This window comes from Bradyrhizobium sp. Pa8 (assembly GCF_052588265.1).
The window spans coordinates 243,926-262,571 of record NZ_CP176767.1 but is presented as its reverse complement, the minus strand read 5'-3'; the positions used below and the strand labels follow the sequence as shown (position 1 = coordinate 262,571).

General features: G+C 63.5%; 16 protein-coding genes. 8 read left to right on the top strand and 8 right to left on the bottom strand.

Annotation, left to right across the window (positions count from 1 at the left end; genetic code table 11):
* Positions 1-99 precede the first annotated feature (99 nt).
* The 4 genes from leuS (at position 100) to ACKWRH_RS01145 (ending at position 5,713) form a co-directional block, all read left to right on the top strand.
* Complete coding sequence (gene leuS, locus ACKWRH_RS01160) at positions 100-2,724, top strand: leucine--tRNA ligase (RefSeq protein WP_445218981.1); 2,625 nt, start codon at positions 100-102, stop codon at positions 2,722-2,724.
* Positions 2,711-3,262: an LPS assembly lipoprotein LptE gene (lptE, locus tag ACKWRH_RS01155; protein ID WP_445218980.1), complete on the top strand. Its 552-nt coding sequence runs from the start codon at positions 2,711-2,713 to the stop codon at positions 3,260-3,262. Before leuS ends, lptE begins: the two co-directional genes overlap by 14 nt.
* Before the next feature lie 111 nt (positions 3,263-3,373).
* Positions 3,374-4,402, top strand: a complete 1,029-nt coding sequence (holA, locus tag ACKWRH_RS01150) for a DNA polymerase III subunit delta (RefSeq protein WP_445222600.1) — start codon at positions 3,374-3,376, stop codon at positions 4,400-4,402.
* 362 nt (positions 4,403-4,764) lie between these two features.
* Positions 4,765-5,713 (top strand): IS630 family transposase gene (locus ACKWRH_RS01145; protein ID WP_445215585.1). Its coding sequence is split into 2 segments (ribosomal slippage): positions 4,765-5,100 and positions 5,102-5,713, totalling 948 coding nucleotides; the frame shifts between segments, so codons are not numbered across the junction.
* Positions 5,714-5,725: 12 nt separating this feature from the next.
* Here ACKWRH_RS01145 and ACKWRH_RS01140 read toward each other — a convergent pair.
* The 7 genes from ACKWRH_RS01140 to hemJ form a co-directional block, all read right to left on the bottom strand.
* A complete protein-coding gene (locus ACKWRH_RS01140; protein ID WP_445218979.1) occupies positions 5,726-6,613 on the bottom strand; it encodes a ParB/RepB/Spo0J family partition protein in 888 nt (295 codons plus the stop codon).
* A 137-nt stretch (positions 6,614-6,750) separates the two neighbouring features.
* Positions 6,751-7,635, bottom strand: a complete 885-nt coding sequence (locus ACKWRH_RS01135) for a ParA family protein (protein WP_212484911.1) — start codon at positions 7,633-7,635, stop codon at positions 6,751-6,753.
* A 30-nt stretch (positions 7,636-7,665) separates the two neighbouring features.
* Positions 7,666-8,349, bottom strand: a complete 684-nt coding sequence (gene rsmG, locus ACKWRH_RS01130; RefSeq protein WP_445222599.1) for a 16S rRNA (guanine(527)-N(7))-methyltransferase RsmG — start codon at positions 8,347-8,349, stop codon at positions 7,666-7,668.
* Between the two features lie 96 nt (positions 8,350-8,445).
* Entirely contained in the window at positions 8,446-10,326 is a 1,881-nt protein-coding gene (gene mnmG, locus ACKWRH_RS01125) for a tRNA uridine-5-carboxymethylaminomethyl(34) synthesis enzyme MnmG (protein ID WP_445218978.1), read from the bottom strand.
* A gap of 565 nt (positions 10,327-10,891) precedes the next feature.
* A complete protein-coding gene (gene mnmE / locus ACKWRH_RS01120; protein WP_445218977.1) occupies positions 10,892-12,250 on the bottom strand; it encodes a tRNA uridine-5-carboxymethylaminomethyl(34) synthesis GTPase MnmE in 1,359 nt (452 codons plus the stop codon).
* A gap of 318 nt (positions 12,251-12,568) precedes the next feature.
* Complete coding sequence (rho, locus tag ACKWRH_RS01115) at positions 12,569-13,834, bottom strand: transcription termination factor Rho (RefSeq protein ID WP_014490793.1); 1,266 nt, start codon at positions 13,832-13,834, stop codon at positions 12,569-12,571.
* Between the two features lie 247 nt (positions 13,835-14,081).
* Positions 14,082-14,516, bottom strand: coding sequence for a protoporphyrinogen oxidase HemJ (gene hemJ, locus ACKWRH_RS01110; RefSeq protein ID WP_445218976.1), 435 nt, complete (start codon positions 14,514-14,516; stop codon positions 14,082-14,084).
* 459 nt (positions 14,517-14,975) lie between these two features.
* Between hemJ and ACKWRH_RS01105 the strand changes: the two genes are divergently transcribed.
* Genes ACKWRH_RS01105 through dnaQ form a run of 4 tightly spaced genes read left to right on the top strand, consistent with a single transcriptional unit; the run spans position 14,976 to position 17,806 of the window.
* On the top strand, positions 14,976-15,815 hold the full coding sequence (locus tag ACKWRH_RS01105) for a pyruvate, water dikinase regulatory protein (protein WP_445218975.1): 840 nt from the start codon (positions 14,976-14,978) through the stop codon (positions 15,813-15,815).
* An 8-nt stretch (positions 15,816-15,823) separates the two neighbouring features.
* Positions 15,824-16,432: a Maf family protein gene (locus ACKWRH_RS01100; RefSeq protein WP_445218974.1), complete on the top strand. Its 609-nt coding sequence runs from the start codon at positions 15,824-15,826 to the stop codon at positions 16,430-16,432.
* A 23-nt stretch (positions 16,433-16,455) separates the two neighbouring features.
* Positions 16,456-17,055, top strand: a complete 600-nt coding sequence (coaE, locus tag ACKWRH_RS01095) for a dephospho-CoA kinase (RefSeq protein WP_028150168.1) — start codon at positions 16,456-16,458, stop codon at positions 17,053-17,055.
* A 28-nt stretch (positions 17,056-17,083) separates the two neighbouring features.
* Entirely contained in the window at positions 17,084-17,806 is a 723-nt protein-coding gene (dnaQ, locus tag ACKWRH_RS01090; protein ID WP_445218973.1) for a DNA polymerase III subunit epsilon, read from the top strand.
* Here the strand turns inward: dnaQ and secB are convergent.
* Positions 17,797-18,282, bottom strand: a complete 486-nt coding sequence (gene secB / locus ACKWRH_RS01085; protein WP_445218972.1) for a protein-export chaperone SecB — start codon at positions 18,280-18,282, stop codon at positions 17,797-17,799. The two genes, dnaQ and secB, sit on opposite strands and share 10 nt — an antisense overlap.
* Positions 18,283-18,646: the final 364 nt, after the last annotated feature.

Below are 18,646 nucleotides of genomic sequence, written 5' to 3'. Positions count from 1 at the left end.
GGGGGCGGCCGCCAGCGGCAACCCATTGACCCCCTAAGGACTTCTATGGCCTAGTCCGCCGTCTTTAGACGGCCGAATCCACGAAAACCCAACGATTCCATGACCTCCGAACGCTACAACGCCCGCGACGCCGAACCGCGCTGGCAAGCCGCCTGGGACCAGCAGGCGATCTTCGTCTCCAAGAACGACGACTCGCGGCCGAAATACTACGTGCTGGAGATGTTCCCGTACCCGTCCGGGCGCATCCATATCGGCCATGTCCGCAACTACACGCTCGGCGACGTGCTGGCCCGCTTCATGCGCGCCAAGGGGTTCAACGTCCTGCACCCGATGGGCTGGGACGCGTTCGGCTTGCCGGCCGAGAACGCCGCCATCGAGCGCAAGGTCGCGCCGAAGGCCTGGACCTACGACAACATTGCCGCGATGAAGAAGCAGCTCCGCTCGATCGGGCTGTCGCTGGACTGGTCGCGCGAATTCGCGACCTGCGACCCCAGCTACTACAAGCATCAGCAGAAGATGTTTTTGGACATGCTCGCCGCCGGCCTGGCCGAGCGTGAGAAGCGCAAGCTCAACTGGGATCCGGTCGACATGACCGTGCTCGCCAACGAGCAGGTGATCGATGGGCGCGGCTGGCGCTCGGGTGCGATCGTCGAGCAGCGCGAGATGAGCCAGTGGGTCTTCAAGATCACGAAGTACTCGCAGGAATTGCTGTCGGCGCTGGACGGGCTCGACCGCTGGCCCGACAAGGTGCGACTGATGCAGCGCAACTGGATCGGCCGCTCCGAGGGCCTGCTGGTCCGCTTCGCGCTGGATCAGGCGACGACGCCCGCCGGCGAGAGCGAGCTGAAGATCTTTACGACGCGCCCGGACACCCTGTTCGGCGCCAAATTCATGGCGATCTCGTCGGATCATCCGCTGGCTCAAGCAGCAGCCGCGAAGAACCCGAAGCTTGCCCAGTTCATTGCCGACATCAAGAAGATCGGCACCGCGCAAGAGATCATCGACACCGCGGAAAAGCAGGGTTTTGACACCGGCATCCGCGCGGTGCACCCGTTCGATCCGAGCTGGAAGCTGCCGGTCTATGTCGCCAACTTCGTGCTGATGGAATACGGCACGGGCGCGATCTTCGGCTGCCCCGCGCACGACCAGCGCGACCTCGACTTCGTCAACAAGTACAATCTCGGCAACACGCCGGTGGTGTGCCCCGAGGGCCAGGATCCCCAGACATTCGTCATCACCGACACCGCCTATGACGGTGACGGCCGCATGATCAATTCGCGCTTCCTCGACGGCATGACCATCGAGCAGGCCAAGGACGAGGTCGCAAAGCGGCTGGAGGGCGAGCTGCGCGGCAACGCGCCGGTCGGCGAGCGTCAGGTCAATTTCCGCCTGCGCGACTGGGGTATTTCACGGCAGCGCTATTGGGGCTGCCCGATTCCGGTCATCCATTGTCCAAAGTGCGATGTGGTGCCGGTGCCGGACGCCGACCTGCCGGTGACGCTGCCTGATGACGCGACCTTCGACAGACCGGGCAACGCGCTCGACCATCACCCGACCTGGAAGCACGTCACCTGCCCCAAATGCGGTGGCAAGGCCCAGCGCGAAACCGACACCATGGACACCTTCGTGGATTCGTCCTGGTATTTTGCGCGCTTCACCGATCCCTGGAACGAGAACGCGCCGACCACGCCAGCTGTCGCCAACCGGATGCTGCCGGTCGACCAATATATCGGCGGCGTCGAGCACGCGATCTTGCATCTGCTTTACAGCCGCTTCTTCACCCGCGCGATGAAGGCGACCGGGCACATCGCGCTGGACGAGCCGTTCGCGGGCATGTTCACCCAGGGCATGGTGGTGCACGAGACCTACCAGAAGGCCGACGGCACCTATGTGCAGCCGGCAGAGGTGAAGATCGAGGTCGGTGGCAACGGCCGGCGCGCGACGCTGCTGACGTCAGGCGAAGACATCCAGATCGGTCCGATCGAGAAGATGTCGAAGTCGAAGAAGAACACGGTCGACCCCGACGACATCATCGAGACCTACGGCGCCGACGTCGCCCGCTGGTTCATGCTGTCGGACTCCCCGCCCGACCGCGACGTGATCTGGAGCGACGAGCGCGTCCAGGGCGCCTCGCGCTTCGTGCAGCGGCTGTGGCGGCTGGTGAACGATGCAGTGGAACTCGGCCAGGCCGCGCCGGCGGATCGTCCGGGCTCGTTCGGCCTGGATGCGACCGCCTTGCGCAAGGCCGCCCATGGTGCGCTGGACAAGGTCACCACCGGCATCGAGCGGCTGCACTTCAATGTCTGCCTTGCCCATATCCGCGAATTCGCCAATGCGTTCTCGGAGGTGCTCCAGCACCCCGGCCAACCCGCGCCTGACCTCGCCTGGGCGGTCCGGGAGGCCAGCCAGATCCTGGTTCAGCTGTTCTCCCCGATGATGCCGCATCTGGCCGAGGAGTGTTGGCAGGTTCTGGGCCATAGCGGGCTGGTTTCCGAGGCCGATTGGCCCCAAATCGAACGCGATTTGTTGGTTGAAGACAGCGTGACCCTAGTGGTCCAGGTCAATGGCAAGAAGCGGGGTGAGGTCACAGTTGCAACAGCGGCCCAGAATCCGGAAATCGAGACTGCCGTTTTGGCCCTCGATGCGGTAAAACTGGCCCTGGACGGCAAGCCCGTCCGCAAGGTGATCATCGTCCCCAAGAGGATCGTGAATGTTGTCGGCTAGGATCCGCATCGCAGCCCGCTTGCTGGCGGTCGCCGCATTGGCGGCTCTGACGGCTGGCTGCTTCCAGCCGATGTACGCCGAGCGTACCGACGGCACGCCCGGCCTGCGCGAAAAGCTGATGGGGGTCGACCTTCCGCCGATCAACAAGGCCAATGCCTCCCGCGAGGCTCGCGTCGGCGTCGAGGTCCGCAACGCCCTGGCCTTCAAGCTCTACGGCAGCGCCACGGGCATGCCGCCGACCCATCGCCTGGAGATTCGCTTCGCGAGCAGCAAAACGTCGCTGATCGTCGATCCCAATACCGGCCTGCCGAACAGTGAAAACTACGGCATCGACGCCCAGTACAATTTGATCGAGGTCGTCAGCGGAAAGTCGGTCATGACCGGCACGACGTTCGCGCGCGTGTCCTATGACATGCCCGGCTCCTACCAGCGCTTTGCCCGCAACCGGGCCTTGCGCGATGCCGAGGATCGTGCCGCCAACGAGATCGCCGAGAACATCAACACTCGCCTCGCCTCGTTCTTCACCGCCGGCACTTAAGTCATCCCCGTCATTCCGGAGTGCCCGCAGGGCGGGATCCGGAATCCAGAGATTATTGATCGAGATTTCCGGGTTCGCGCTTCGCGCGCCCCGGAATGACAGTTGGGCCCGATGGTCGCGCTGCGCGGAAAAGAGATCGACGCCTTCCTCGCCCGTCCCGACGGGGGCCGACCGATCATCCTGCTCTACGGTCCCGATGCCGGCCTCGTGCGCGAGCGCGCCGATGCACTGATTGCCTCAGCCGTCGACGACCCCAACGATCCCTTCTCCCTCGTCAAGCTGGACGGCGACGAACTCTCCGCCGAGCCGTCGCGGCTCGTCGATGAAGCCATGACGGTGCCGTTGTTCGGCGGCCGCCGCGCCATCCGCGTCCGCGCCGGCTCGCGCAGCTTTGCCAGCGGTATCGATACGCTGGCGGAGATGAGCGTGAAGGATTGCCGCATCGTGATCGAGGCCGGCGAGCTGCGCCCGGAATCGCCCCTGCGCAAGGCCTGCGAGCGCGCCAAGACGGCCGTGGCGATCGGCTGCTATCCCGACACCGAGCGCGACCTTGCCAAGCTGATGGACGACGAGCTCCGCATCGCCAATCTGCGCATCGCGCAGGATGCCCGCGCGGCGCTGATGTCATTCCTCGGCGGCGACCGCCAGGCCTCGCGCAATGAGCTGCGCAAGTTGACGCTCTATGCGCATGGCAAGGGCGAGATCACGCTGGATGACGTGCTGTCCGTCGTTGCCGATGCGTCCGAGCTGAAACTCGACCCCATCGTCGACGGCGCCTTCGCCGGCCGGCCCGACATCGTCGAGACCGAATTTGCTAAGGCCATGATCGCCGGCACCTATCCCGGCGTGATCATCTCCGCCGCGCAGCGCCAGGCCGCGTGGCTGCACAAATCTGCGCTCGCGATCGCCGATGGCCAGCCTGCCTCCGCCGTGCTCGAGGGCGGCTATCCGCGCCTGCACTTTTCGCGAAAGCCGGCGGTGGAAACGGCGCTGCGCAATTTCAGCGTAGCGCGGCTCGCCGCAATCATCGAGCAGCTCGCGACCGCCGCGCTCGACACCCGCAAGCAATCCACGCTTGCCGCCGCCATCGCTCAGCGCACGCTGATGGCCATTGCGGCGAATGCGAAGCGGCGGGGCTGAGGCACGCTCTCTCCACGTCATTGCGAGGAGCGCAAGCGACGAAGCAATCCAGAGTCCCTCCGCGGAAAGGTTCTGGATTGCTTCGCTTCGCTCGCAATGACGATGTGGAAACAGATGCGCGCCAAATACCCGGTGTCGTCCCCGCGAACGCGGGGACCCATACCCCAGGGAGAAGTTTGGCGAAGACCCGCAGTCCGGTACTGCGACCAGATCCAATCGAGAGATCACGCGGTATGGGTCCCCGCGTTCGCGGGGACGACACTGAGGGCTAGAGCCTTTCATTGCTTAATGGAATCGGAGGGGATTCCGGTTTTTGGCGGATTGTGATTCAAGATGCTGACTGGATTGGAGGCCAGCATCGCATGACCCGACCTCTTTCCCTGGATCTTCGCGAGCGTGTGGTGGCGTCGGTTTTGGCGGGCGAGAGCTGCCGGTCTGTGGCGGAACGGTTTGGTGTTGCGGTCTCGTCGGTTGTGAAGTGGTCACAGCGGCAGCGGGCGACCGGCTCGGTTGTGCCTGGCAAGATGGGCGGTCACCGCAAGCCTGTGCTTGATCCGCACCGCGCCTTCATCGTCGAGCGGATCACTCAGACGCCGCACCTGACGCTGCATGGTCTGAAGGCGGAACTGGCAACCCGTGGGGTCAAGGTCTCACACAACGCGGTCTGGCTGTTCCTGCGTCGGGAAGGGCTGCGGTTCAAAAAAAACACTGTTCGCCCTCGAACAGGCTCGCGCCGACGTCTCTCGTAGGCGCCAGCGTTGGCGATCCTGGCAGGCCGGACTTGATCCGGGCCGGCTCGTCTTCATCGATGAGACCTGGATCAAGACCAACATGGCCCCTTTGCGGGGCTGGGGCCCCAAAGGGGCACGCCTGCGCGGCTTCGCCCCACACGGTCACTGGCGTACCCTCACATTCCTCGGCGCGCTCCGTCATGACCAACTCACGGCACCCTGCGTCTTCGACGGCCCGATCAACGGCGAATGCTTCCGCGCTTATGTGAAGCACCTTCTCCTGCCAACCCTGCGCGAAGGCGACATCGTCATTCTCGACAATCTCGGAAGCCACAAGTCGAAAGCTGTCAGGCAGATGATCCAGGCTGCTGGCGCCAGGCTCTGGTACCTGCCGCCATACTCGCCCGACCTCAACCCGATCGAACAGGCCTTCTCCAAGATCAAACACTGGATGCGGCAAGCTCAGAAGCGCACCATCGAGGACACTTGGCGCCACATCGGTCACCTCGTCCACGACATCCAGCCTCGCGAATGCGCCAACTACTTCGCCAACGCCGGTTATGCTTCAGTCAAAATGTGAAACGCTCTAGGTCTACAGCGCGCCCTTCGCCAGCCGCTTCATCACCTCGTCGAGCTGATCGAGATTGCGGTAGTTGATCTGGACGGAGCCGCCGGGGTCGCGGTGATTGACTGTGACCTTGAGACCAAGCGCATCGCTGACGCGCTTTTCGAGATCGATCGTATCGGGGTCTTTTTCCTTGCCCCCAGTGCTGCGCGCCCTCTGCGGCTTGCGCTCCGGCACACCCTCTTCATGCGCGAGCGCCTCGGCCTGGCGGACGTTGAGGCCTTCCGCGACAATGCGCCTGGCTGATGCGACCGGATCGGGCACGCCGATCAGCGCGCGGGCGTGGCCGGCGGTCAGCTCGCCGCTCGTGATCAAGGCCTGCACTTCGGCCGGCAGCTTCGTCAGCCGCATCATGTTGGCGATGTGGCTGCGGCTCTTGCCGACGACCTTTGCGATGTCGTCCTGGCTGCGTTTGAACTCGTTGGCGAGCGCGTGATAGCCGAGCGCCTCTTCCATCGGGTTGAGGTCTTCGCGCTGCACGTTCTCGACGATCGCGAACTCCAGCGCATCGCTGTCGCTGATGTCGACGGGGACGATCGGCACCTCGTGCAGGCCGGCCATCTGCGACGCGCGCCAGCGCCGTTCGCCGGCGATGATCTCGAAGCGATCCTGCGCGCCCTTCACCGGACGCACGACGATCGGCTGGATCACGCCGTGCTGCCTGATCGAATCGGAGAGCTCCTTGAGCTCCGTTTCCGAAAAGGCGCGGCGCGGGTTGCGCGGATTGGGCTTGATGAATTCGATCGGCACCTTGCGCTGTGCGCGCGGACGATCGACATGCTGAGCCTCGCCGCCGACATCGCCGATCAGACTCGCAAGACCCCGGCCCAGTCGCGAACGCGCTTCGTCAGCCATCGCCAGCTCCCTTGGATTCACGGTGCAGCACTCCAGAACTGAATTATCGTAGGGTGGGCAAAGCGAAGCGTGCCCACCAGTTGTGTGCGGAAGATGGTGGGCACGGCGAAGACGCCTTTGCCCACCCTACGGCATCGTCAGTGCGCGACGCGCAGCTCGCGTTCGCGCTGGATCACTTCGGTGGCGAGCCGCAGATAAGCTTCGCTGCCGACGCATTTGAGATCGTAGACCAGGACCGGCTTGCCGTAGGACGGCGCCTCCGAGATGCGCACGTTGCGCGGGATCATGGTCTTGTAGACCTTCTCGCCCATGAACTGGCGGACGTCGGCGACGACCTGGTTCGAGAGGTTGTTGCGCGAGTCGAACATGGTCAGCACGATGCCGTGGATCGACAGGTTCGGATTGAGCGTCGAGCGCACCTGCTCCACCGTCTGGAGCAGTTGCGACAGACCTTCGAGCGCGAAGAACTCGCACTGGAGCGGCACCAGGATCGCATCGGAGGCGGCCATCGCGTTCACCGTGAGCAGGTTGAGCGAGGGCGGGCAGTCGATCAGCACGTAGGTGTAATCCGCGTCCGGCGAGACGTTGTTGTTGAGCGCGCCGATGGCGTCGCGCAGCTTGAACGCGCGCCCGGGCGTGGTGCCGAGCTCGAGCTCGAGGCCGGAGAGGTCCATGGTCGACGGCGCGATGTGCAGCCGCGGTACCGCGGTCGACACGACGGCTTCACGCAGAGGGGCTTCACCGATCAGCACGTCATAGGTCGAGCAGGAGCGGTTGCGGCGGTCGATGCCGAGGCCGGTCGAGGCGTTGCCCTGCGGATCGAGATCGACGATCAGGACGCGCTCGCCGATCGCGGCGAGTGCCGTGCCAAGATTGATCGCGGTGGTTGTTTTTCCCACACCGCCCTTCTGATTTGCCAGCGCCAGAATGCGCGGGTGGCCCTGCGGGACCTCAGCGGCCTGTTCCTGGGTGGTCTCTTCTTGGGCGGTCTGTTCTTGCTGCGGTTCGTCAGTCACGCTCATCGCAAATTCCCCACTCGACCCCTGAACGCCTCAGCCGCGCCGTTCGACGGACATCAGTTCGACGATCCAACCGTCGCCTGTACGGCTTTGGTGAAGCTGCAGCTGAATATTCCAATATTTAGCGGCTTCGGTCAATTCAGCCTCTACATCTTGACCCTTCAGAAGTAACGCCTTTGCGCCCTGGCGCATCAGCGGCTCCGCAAAGCCGATGAGTTGATGTAGCGGAGCCAGCGCACGCGCGGTGACGCAATCGACGGAGCCGGTGATTCTATCCACATTATCCCCGATCTCAGCGAGATGTACGACCCCCGGAGATGTGGTGACGCGGACTGCTTCGCGCAGAAAGGCCGCCTTCTTGGCGATTCGCTCGACGAGATGGACGCTGGCGCCAGGCGTCCCGGCCATGGCACAGGCGAGGACGATTCCGGGAAAGCCGCCGCCGCTGCCGAGGTCGGCCCAGCGTTTGGCCGAAGGGGCGAGATCGATGAGCTGGAGCGAGTCGGCGATGTGCCGGGTCCAGAGCTGCGGCAAGGTCGAGGGCGCGACCAGATTGGTCTTGGCCTGCCACTCCCGGAGCAGCGCGATGTAGCGGTCAAGCCGCGCTTCCGTTTCATGTGAAACGGGCGCGAGCTTCAACGCCGCGAGCTTGTCCGCCGCGATGATGGAGTCCAGCGACCGATCGTTGGCGCTGGCCTTGTCGATCTTCGGTTTGATCGGCGTCAGCTCGGATCGGCGACTCGCGCCCTCACCTGCCGATGGTTTCCCTGATGACGATCTGCCGCCCGGCCCGCGCTGTTTCACGTGAAACGCCTATGCGATCGCCTTTGAGGTCTTCCGTGCCTCGCGCCGGAGATAGGCCGCGAGGATGCCGAGCGCCGCCGGCGTCATGCCGTCGATCCGGCCAGCCTGGCCGACGGTGAACGGCCGCGCCTTCTCAAGCTTGGTCCGCACTTCATTGGAAAGACCGGGGACCTGCTGGTAATCGACGTCCGACAGCACCATCCCCTCGTCTCGCCTGAAAGCTTCGACGTCGGCGCTCTGGCGCTCGAGATAGACGTCGTACTTCGCGTCGATCTCCAGATGGGTGGCAATGACCGGGTCGATGGCCGACAGCTCCGGCCAGATGGTCCGGACCTGGCTCCAGCCGATGTCCGGATAGGCCATCAACTCGAACGCCGAACGGCGCTGGCCGTCCCGGTTCAAGGACAGGCCGTGCTTGATCGCCTCGTTCGGGGTGATGGTTAGGGACTTCGACAGCGCCCTGGCCGCATTCAGGGCGTCCATCTTGGCGCGGTGATGCTGCGTCCGGACGCTCCCAACGCATCCGAGCGCAATCCCCTTCTCGGTGAGACGCTGATCGGCATTGTCGGCGCGCAGGGTGAGCCGGTACTCGGCGCGTGAGGTGAACATCCGATAGGGTTCGCTGATCCCGCGGGTGACGAGGTCGTCGATCATCACGCCGAGATAGCCATCGGCACGGTCGAACACGGTCAGCGCGGCGCCGCTCGCGGCCAAAGCCGCGTTCAGGCCGGCCACGATACCCTGCCCGGCAGCTTCCTCGTATCCGGTGGTGCCGTTGATCTGCCCAGCCAGGAAGAGACCACGCAGACGCTTCGTCTGCAGTGTCGGATCGAGCTCTCGGGGATCGATATGGTCGTATTCGATGGCATAGCCCGGACGGACCATCTTCACCTGCTCCAGGCCAGGAATGCTGGCGAGGATCGCGAGCTGGACCTCCTCCGGCAGCGAGGTCGAGATGCCGTTGGGATAGACGGTGCTGTCGTCGAGCCCCTCTGGCTCCAGGAAGATCTGATGGCCGTCGCGGTCGCCAAAGCGGACGATCTTGTCCTCGATCGAGGGACAGTAGCGCGGTCCGGAGCTCTTGATCTGGCCGGAGTACATCGGGGAGCGATGGACATTGGCCCGGATCACCTCATGGGTCGCGGGCGTGGTCCGGGTGATCCCGCACTGGATCTGCGGAGTCGTGATCCGCTCCGTCATCGCCGAGAACGGCTCCGGAGGCTCGTCTCCGGGCTGCATCTCGACCGCTGACCAGTCGATCGTGTTGCCGTCCAGACGCGGCGGAGTGCCGGTCTTGAGGCGTCCAAGGGTGAAGCCGGCACGCTCAAAGGAGCTCGAAAGACCTATCGCCGGGGCTTCGCCGACCCGGCCGGCGGGCCAATTCTTCTCGCCAAGATGGATCAGACCGCGGAGGAAGGTGCCGGTGGTGACGACGACAGCCCCTGCCAGAAGCTCGCGGCCGTCCGCCAGGCGTAGTCCGGTCACCCGGCCCTCGACCACGATCAGCTCGTCTGCCTCGCCCTCGATGACGAAAAGACCTTCGGTGTCCCGGATCGCGGCCTGCATGGCTGCGGCATAGAGCTTACGGTCGGCCTGAGCCCGGGGACCGCGGACCGCTGGGCCCTTGCGGCGGTTGAGAACGCGGAACTGGATGCCACCGGCATCGCCGACCCGGCCCATCAGACCATCGAGCGCGTCGACCTCGCGGACCAGATGGCCTTTGCCCAGACCGCCAATGGCGGGGTTACAGGACATTGCGCCGACGGTGGAGAGACGGTGCGTCACCAGAGCGGTCGTCGCACCCATCCGGGCGGAAGCAGCCGCGGCTTCACAGCCGGCGTGGCCGCCGCCAATCACGATGACGTCGAAACTCTCTCGCTCTGTCCGCATGGGCGGACTTCTATCGCAGAGGCGGAGAAGCCGGAAGTAGAAACTGGGTGAGGCGGCTGTTTCACGTGAAACAGGGCGGCCAAGGGGGATGCGCATTTTCGCGAAAACAACCCCATGCACAGTAGAACCGGCATTGAGAGGACTGCTGTTTCATGTGAAACAAGATGGGTCTAGCTGGGAAAGGACCCCTGAAGAGACCTCCCACTATTTTCGACGTGGATAGAGGGCACCTGCGATCGGCCTTGCTCCGTCATTGCGAGCGGAGCGAAGCAATCTAGAATCCCTCCGTGGAGGCAGTCTGGATTGCTTCGTCGCAAGGGCTCCTCGCAATGACGAGATTGGGGGACGGTCGACGGCCACAACTGTCACTGCCCGTCAGGCGATCAGACCGTGCGCACGAACACTGAGATCGGAAGGGGCCACTCGCCCCCGCTGTTTCACGTGAAACAGGCCGGGGGGTTGCAAACACACATCCACGGGAAACAGATCGGAATCCATCCCACTGCTGTTTCACGTGAAACGCAAGGATTGGAACAAGCGCTAGTTCTACAATGAAGAACTAGTCTTACTTTCCGATGCAGAATTTCTGAAAGATGGCCCCGAGGACGTCCTCGACGTCGACCCGGCCCAACAGCCGGCCCAAGGCATAGGCGGCAGCACGCAGCTCTTCGGCGGCAAGCTCTTCGCCGTGTTCTACAAGCTCCAGGCTCCGGCGCAAGCTGTCCGAGGCCCGGCGCAACAGATCTCGCTGGCGGGCGCGGGTCACCAAAGCGCCCTCGGTCGTCCCGAAAAACTCGGCGGCGAATTTCACGAGAGCCTCGATCAGGTCGGGAACCCCGTCCCCCCGGCTCGCCGAGATCCCGAACTCGCCCCGCCGCCCGACTTGCCCCGCCTCGCCCAGATCGATCTTGTTGCGGACGATCCAGACCGAGCCGCTCGATTGATCACGCCTGGCGCCGGACTTCCCCAGCGAGTGCATCGCGCCCGGATCGACAGCGCGCCCATCCTCCACCAGCCACAACACGAGGTCTGCGTCTTCGGCTCGGGCTCGCGCCCGGCGCACGCCTTCCTGCTCCACGGGATCGTCGGTCTCCCGGATGCCAGCCGTGTCGATCACCGTGACCGGATAGCCGTCGAGATCGAGCTGCACCTCGATCACGTCGCGCGTGGTGCCGGCGTGCGGCGAGACGATCGCGACCTCGCGGCGCGCCAGCTGATTCATCAGCGTCGACTTGCCGACATTCGGCTCTCCCGCAATCGCGACGACCAGGCCGTCGCGCAGGCGTTCAGAATGTCCCTGTGCCGCAAGGACTTTTGTGATTTCGTCATGCAGCGCTTTGATCGCTTTCACTGCCGGCGCCCTCAGCTCGGCCGGCACATCGCCCTCGTCGGAAAAATCGATGCCGGCCTCGATCAGCGCCGATGCCTCGATGATGCGCTCGCGCCAGTCGCGCGCGCGATCGCCGAGCAGACCCTGCAACTGGCGCAGCGCCTGGCGGCGCTGGCGATCGGTATCGGCGTGGATGAGATCGTCGAGGCCTTCGGCTTCGGTGAGATCGAGCTTACCGTTCTCAAACGCACGCCGCGTGAACTCGCCGGGCTCGGCCGCACGCGTATTCGGAATACTAGAAATCGCAGCGAGGAGTGCCGCCAGCACCGCGCGGCCGCCGTGGACGTGAAATTCGGCGACGTCCTCGCCGGTCGCGCTGGCCGGCCCCCGAAACCAGAGCACGACCGCGTCGTCGATCGGCTGGCCCGCGCCATCGCGGAGCAGCCGGCGGCTCGCCTGTCTCGGCGCCGGCGGCTTGCCCGCGAGCCTCGTCAGGACCAGGCTGGCCTGCGGACCCGAGACGCGCACTACGGCGATCGCGCTCGGCGCACGGCCGGACGACAGCGCAAAGATGGTCTGGTCTCGCGGATGCATGGCCTATTTGTCCGGCTGGCGGGGAAAAGGCAAACGGCCCGTTCTCGCGATGCCGACGCCCCCTTTTTGCTGCGCTCTGGCCCGCAGCAACGGCTATATTGCAATGCAATATGCGGCGCAGCATTTTGCTGCAGAAGTAGCGGCGCTCAGGCATCGACTAATCAGCCAAAGTCAACCATTACGTAAATATATCAACAACTTCCGGAGAGCCGGACTTTCCCTTCTTCCCATCGTCATGCTGAACTTCTTCCCGCAGCAAAGCCGCACAAAAGGAAAAGGGCGCCCGAAGGCGCCCTCTGATCTCATGCTGCATCGCACTCAGGTGTTCATCGAGTCGAAGAACTCCGAATTGCTCTTGGTCGAGCGCAGCTTGTCGAGCAGGAAGTCGATCGCGTCCATCGTGCCCATCGGGTTGAGGATCCGGCGCAGCACGTACATCTTCTTGAGCACCTGCGTATCGGTGATGAGCTCCTCCTTGCGGGTGCCGGAGCGCGAGATGTCGATCGCCGGGAAGGTGCGCTTGTCCGAGACCTTGCGGTCCAGGATCAGTTCCGAGTTACCGGTGCCCTTGAACTCTTCGAAGATGACTTCGTCCATGCGGCTGCCGGTATCGACCAGCGCGGTCGCGATGATGGTCAGCGAGCCGCCCTCCTCGATGTTGCGGGCAGCACCGAAGAAGCGCTTGGGGCGCTGGAGCGCGTTGGCGTCGACGCCGCCGGTCAGCACCTTGCCGGACGACGGCACCACGGTGTTGTAGGCGCGGCCGAGGCGGGTGATCGAATCGAGCAGGATCACGACGTCGCGACCATGCTCGACCAGCCGTTTTGCTTTCTCGATCACCATCTCGGCGACCTGGACGTGACGCACCGCCGGCTCGTCGAAGGTCGACGACACGACCTCGCCCTTCACCGAGCGCTGCATGTCCGTGACTTCTTCCGGACGCTCGTCGATCAGAAGCACAATCAGATAGCATTCCGGATGATTGTGCGTGATCGAGTGCGCGATGTTCTGCATCAGCACGGTTTTACCCGTGCGCGGCGGCGCGACGATCAGCGCGCGCTGGCCCTTGCCGATCGGCGCGACGATATCGATCACCCTTGCAGAAAGGTCTTTCCGCGTCGGATCGTCGATTTCCATGCGGAAACGCTGATTCGGAAACAGCGGCGTGAGGTTGTCGAAATTGACCTTGTGCTTGGCCTTTTCCGGGTCCTCGAAATTGAGTGTGTTGACCTTCAGCAGCGCGAAATAGCGCTCGCCCTCTTTCGGGCTGCGAATGTGGCCTTCGATGGTGTCGCCGGTGCGCAGGCCGAAACGGCGGATCTGCGAGGGCGAAACGTAGATGTCGTCCGGGCCCGGCAGATAATTAGCATCGGGCGAGCGGAGGAAGCCGAAGCCATCGGAGAGCACCTCGACGACGCCTTCGCCGACGATGTCGGTTTCGGCGAGCGCAAGCTGCTTGAGGATCGCAAACAACAGCTCCTGCTTGCGCATGGTGCTGGCATTCTCGACCCCATTCTCTTCCGCGAACGAGACGAGCTCGGCCGGCGTCTTCGACTTGAGGTCCTGGAGTTTAATTTCCCGCATTGGGGTGGTCCTGTGGGGTAACCTTGGGAGGGGGTGCGAGGAGGCTCGGAAATGCGGACGTGAGAAGGTAAGGTCCGCAGGTCTGGCAAGGTGAGTGCCGATAAGGCTTCAAACCTGATGCGGTGTCCGGCCTCTGGAAAGCTCAGACAAAACCACATCCGCCTGCGTTGGGTGGGATATCGCTAATATAGAAAATCGCTCCCCACTCCGCAAGCCGAAGCGCTGAGCGATTCATCGCAAGCCTTGCCTAGAACGGCTTCACGATCACCATGATGACGATCAAAATCATCAGAGCAGTCGGCACCTCGTTGATAATTCGATAGAATTTCTGGCTATGCGGACGCCGGTCGGCGGCGAAATCCTTGCACCAGCGTGAAAAAAAGCCGTGGACCCCGGACATCGCCAGGACCAGTGCCAGTTTTACGTGCAGCCAGCCGAACGAGAACCAGTGGCCGGACCAGGCGAGATAGAGCCCGGCAAGCCATGTGACGATCATGGCGGGGTTGATGATCGCCTTGAGCAGCCGGCGTTCCATCACCTTGAACGTTTCCGATTGCTTCGAGCCGATCTCGGCCTCGGAGTGATAAACGAACAGCCGCGGCAGATAGAGCATGCCCGCCATCCAGGAGATGACGGCGATCACATGCAGTGCCTTGATCCAGAGATAGACGTCTTCGAACATTTTCTGCGCCCGGCTTTCTGTCCAGCGCAGGGAACGCTGGGGATAGTAAGAACTCGTTAAGGTCTCACCCTGCACACTTATCCGTCCATAGGGCCTTCCTCAAATCTAGAATCTTAGATTCTTAAGGTTTGAGTCTATGTGACCGTGAATTGGACTCACACAATTCCGTCCGCACGTTCACGCGCGCTTGTTCACATCCATCAACATGTCCCTGACGCTTCCGGCGGCTTCCGATAAGTCGGCCAGCTTCAAAGGCTTGCGCGTTTCTGTCGGCAGCTTATCAAGGGGGTTGTCCGCGCAATCCCGTTTCCCACTCGGCAGGGCGCCGAACTTGTTCCGATGGGCAGTGGTGTGAAGAAAATTGGCACTTGTCCCGCCCCTGGTGTCGCACAACCCTTTCCGAGGGGTTAAGGTCCACAGAAATCCACAAACCACACCGCCTCCATACAAAGGGCTTTTGTGCCGACCTCGAACAATTATTTCCATCTCCACCTGGTCTCCGACTCCACCGGAGAGACGCTGATCACCGTCGCGCGCGCCGTCGCGGCGCAGTACGCCAACGTCACCCCGGTCGAGCATGTCTATCCTCTGGTGCGCAGCCAGAAGCAGCTCGACCGCGTGCTCGACGAGATCGAGGAGGCGCCGGGGATCGTGCTGTTCACGCTGCTGGAGAAGGATCTGGTCTCCAGGCTCGAGGACAAGTGCAAGCAGATCAACGTTCCGAGCCTGTCGATCATCGGGCCGGTGATGCAGTTGTTCGAAGCCTATCTCGGTGCCGCGACCACGGGCCGCGTCGGCGCCCAGCACGTCCTCAATGCGGAATATTTCAAGCGCATCGACGCGCTGAACTACACGATGATCCACGACGACGGCCAGCATGTCGAAGGCCTCGACGATGCCGACGTGGTGCTCGTCGGTGTCTCACGCACCTCCAAGACACCGACGTCGATCTATCTGGCCAATCGCGGCATCCGCACCGCCAACGTGCCGCTGGTTCCGGGCATTCCAGTGCCGGCACAATTTGGGACTCTGACGCGGCCGCTGGTGGTGAGCCTGCATGCGACGCCGGAACGCCTGATCCAGGTGCGCCAGAACCGCCTGCTCTCGATGGGTGCCGATTCCAGCGGCGACACCTATACCGACAGGCAGGCGGTCGCCGACGAGGTCGCGTTCGCGCGCAAGCTGAGCGCCAAGCACGATTGGCCGCTGCTCGACGTCACGCGGCGCTCGATCGAGGAAACCGCCGCGGCGATCATGAAGCTCTACAGCGATCGCCAGCGCAATCGTCCCACGGAATAGTTTAGGCGATGTCTCTCTGGCGCGGCGAAACTCCGTTGATACTGGCCTCGCAGAGCAGCGCGCGAAAGATGCTGCTGGCCAGTGCCGGACTGGAGTTCAAGGCGATTACGGCCGATATCGACGAGCGTGGCATTCAGGCCGCCTCGAACCTTTCAGGCCCGCATGACATCGCCCTGCTGCTGGCGCGCGAGAAGGCCAAGGCGGTCTCGGCCGGTCATCCGGGGAGCTATGTGATCGGTGCCGACCAGACCCTGGCTCTGGGCGAGCGTCTCTTCAACAAGCCTGCAGGCCGCGCACAGGCGATGGCGCAATTGCTCGACCTCGCCGGCAAAAGCCACGCGCTGAATTCCGCGGTGGCCGTGGCGCGAGACGCCAAGATCGTTTTCGAGGATGTTTCGGTGGCCCGCATGACCATGCGGCCGATGACCGAGACGGAGCTTTCCGCCTATCTCGACGCCGCCGGCGATGTGGTGACGACCAGCGTCGGCGCCTATCAGCTCGAAGGCCTCGGCAGCCATCTGTTCGAGCGCATCGAGGGTGACCATTTCACCATTCTCGGCCTGCCGCTGCTGCCGTTGCTTGCGTTCCTGCGGCGCGAACGGCTAGTTGCGGTGTGAGTGACAGAAACGGCTGCGTGCTGATGCGGATCCTTGGACTGACCGGCTCGATCGGGATGGGAAAATCCACCACCGCGAAATTGTTCGCGGAGGCCGGCGTCCCCGTCTACGACGCCGACGCTGCCGTCCATCAGCTCTACGAGGGCGAGGCCGCGCCCGCGATCGAGGCCGCCTTTCCCGGCACCACCGCGAACGGCAAGGTCGACCGTCCAAAACTGTCCGCGCGCGTCGTGCATGATCCGGCGGCGATCAAGCAGCTCGAGCAGATCGTTCATCCGATGCTCGGCGCCTCCCGGCAAAAATTCTTCGCCGATGCGGAAGCAGCCAAGGCGCCCGTCGTGGTCCTGGATATTCCGCTGCTGTTCGAAACCGGCGGCGAGAAGCGGGTCGATGCCGTCGTCGTGGTGTCGACCTCGCCGGAACTCCAGCGCAAGCGTGTGCTGGAGCGCGGCACGATGGACGAGGCCAAGCTCGACGCGATCATCGCCAAGCAGACGCCGGATGCCGAGAAGCGCAAGCGGGCCGATTTCGTAGTGGATACGTCACACGGACTTGAACCCGTGCGCGCCCAAATCACGCACATCCTGGCCGAGGTCGTTAAGATGCCGCAGCGGCGAGCCTGATTCGCTGCCTCACACGGCCTCCTAGATCATGCGTGAAATCGTTCTCGACACCGAAACCACCGGCCTCGATCCGCTCCGCGGGGATCGCCTGGTCGAAATCGGCTGCGTCGAGATTTTCAACCGCATGCCGACGGGCCAGACGTATCACGTCTATATCAATCCCGAACGGGACATGCCGGCGGAAGCCTTTGCGGTGCACGGGCTGTCGGCCGAGTTCCTGTCGACCAAGCCGCTGTTCCACGAGGTTGTCGGTGCGTTTCTGGAGTTCATCGGCGATGCGCCGCTGGTGATCCACAACGCTTCGTTCGACATCGGCTTCATCAACGCCGAGCTCGACAAGGTCAAACGCGTCGCGATCCCGCGCGAGCGGCTGGTCGATACGCTGCTCTTGGCGCGGCGCAAGCATCCGGGCGTGTCGAACCGGCTCGACGATCTCTGCTCGCGCTATTCGATCGACAATTCACACCGCACCAAGCACGGCGCGCTGCTCGACGCCGAACTCTTGGCCGAAGTTTATGTCGATCTGGTCGGGGCGCGGCAATCGCAGTTGCTCCTCGCTTCGGAAGGCGAGGACATTCGCGTCAATGCGGCTGGCGATGCGCCGCGGCGGCAGCGGACCGTGCCGCTCGCGCCGCGGATTTCCGATGCCGAGCGCGAGGCCCATCGGGCCTTCATCGCTACGCTCGGCGACAAGGCGATCTGGAACGAGTTCCTGCCCGCTCCAGCCGCCCCTCCGGCTGGTCAGGCCTGACCGCTCGTCTGCTGAGCGGCCATTTGCCGCTCCATGTTCTGACGATAGAGACCGACGAAGTCGACCGGATCCAGCATCAGGGGCGGGAACCCGCCGTCGCGCACGGCGGTTGCGATGATCTCGCGGGCGAACGGGAACAGCAGACGCGGGCATTCGATCATGACCAGCGGATGCAAATTCTCCTTCGGTACGTTGGTGATGCGGAACACGCCGGCATAGGCGAGCTCGAACGAGAACATGATCTTACCGGCGGTCTCGGCCTTGCCCTCGACCGACAGCGTCACCTCGAACTCGGTTTCGCTGAGATTGGCGGCGCTGACATTGATCTGGATGTTGATCTGGGGCGGCTGGCCCTGCTGCTGGAGCGAGGTCGGTGCGTTCGGATTCTCGAACGAAAGGTCCTTGATATACTGCGCCAGAACGTTGAGCTGGGCAGCCTGGGCCGCCTCGGGAGGGGTGCCGTTGCCGTTGGTCATGAGAGTCTCTCCTTACCCGATTTGGGCTGAATTTCGCGGCGGTTGGCTAACATAGGGCCGCCTCACTCCACAAGGACGAACGGCCCCGGATCGGGTATCCGCGCCGCGCCCGCAATTGTGACGTTCACCCGGCCCTCCTGACGAAATCGCGCGTTAAACGATTGAAGATGCGCGATTTCCGGGCAGGATCGGGTTTCCCCTTAAGCATAAAACGCGCTACACTCGGCGCTGTGCCAAAAGGCGCCATTGGCCGGGCAAGATTTCGTGCCTACATCCCACGGACCAGACGCGCGGACCTAAAATGGTGATGTAGACTTGCCGTTCCCGTATGGAACGGTCTACTGGCCGGATTGATTTTCCCGGC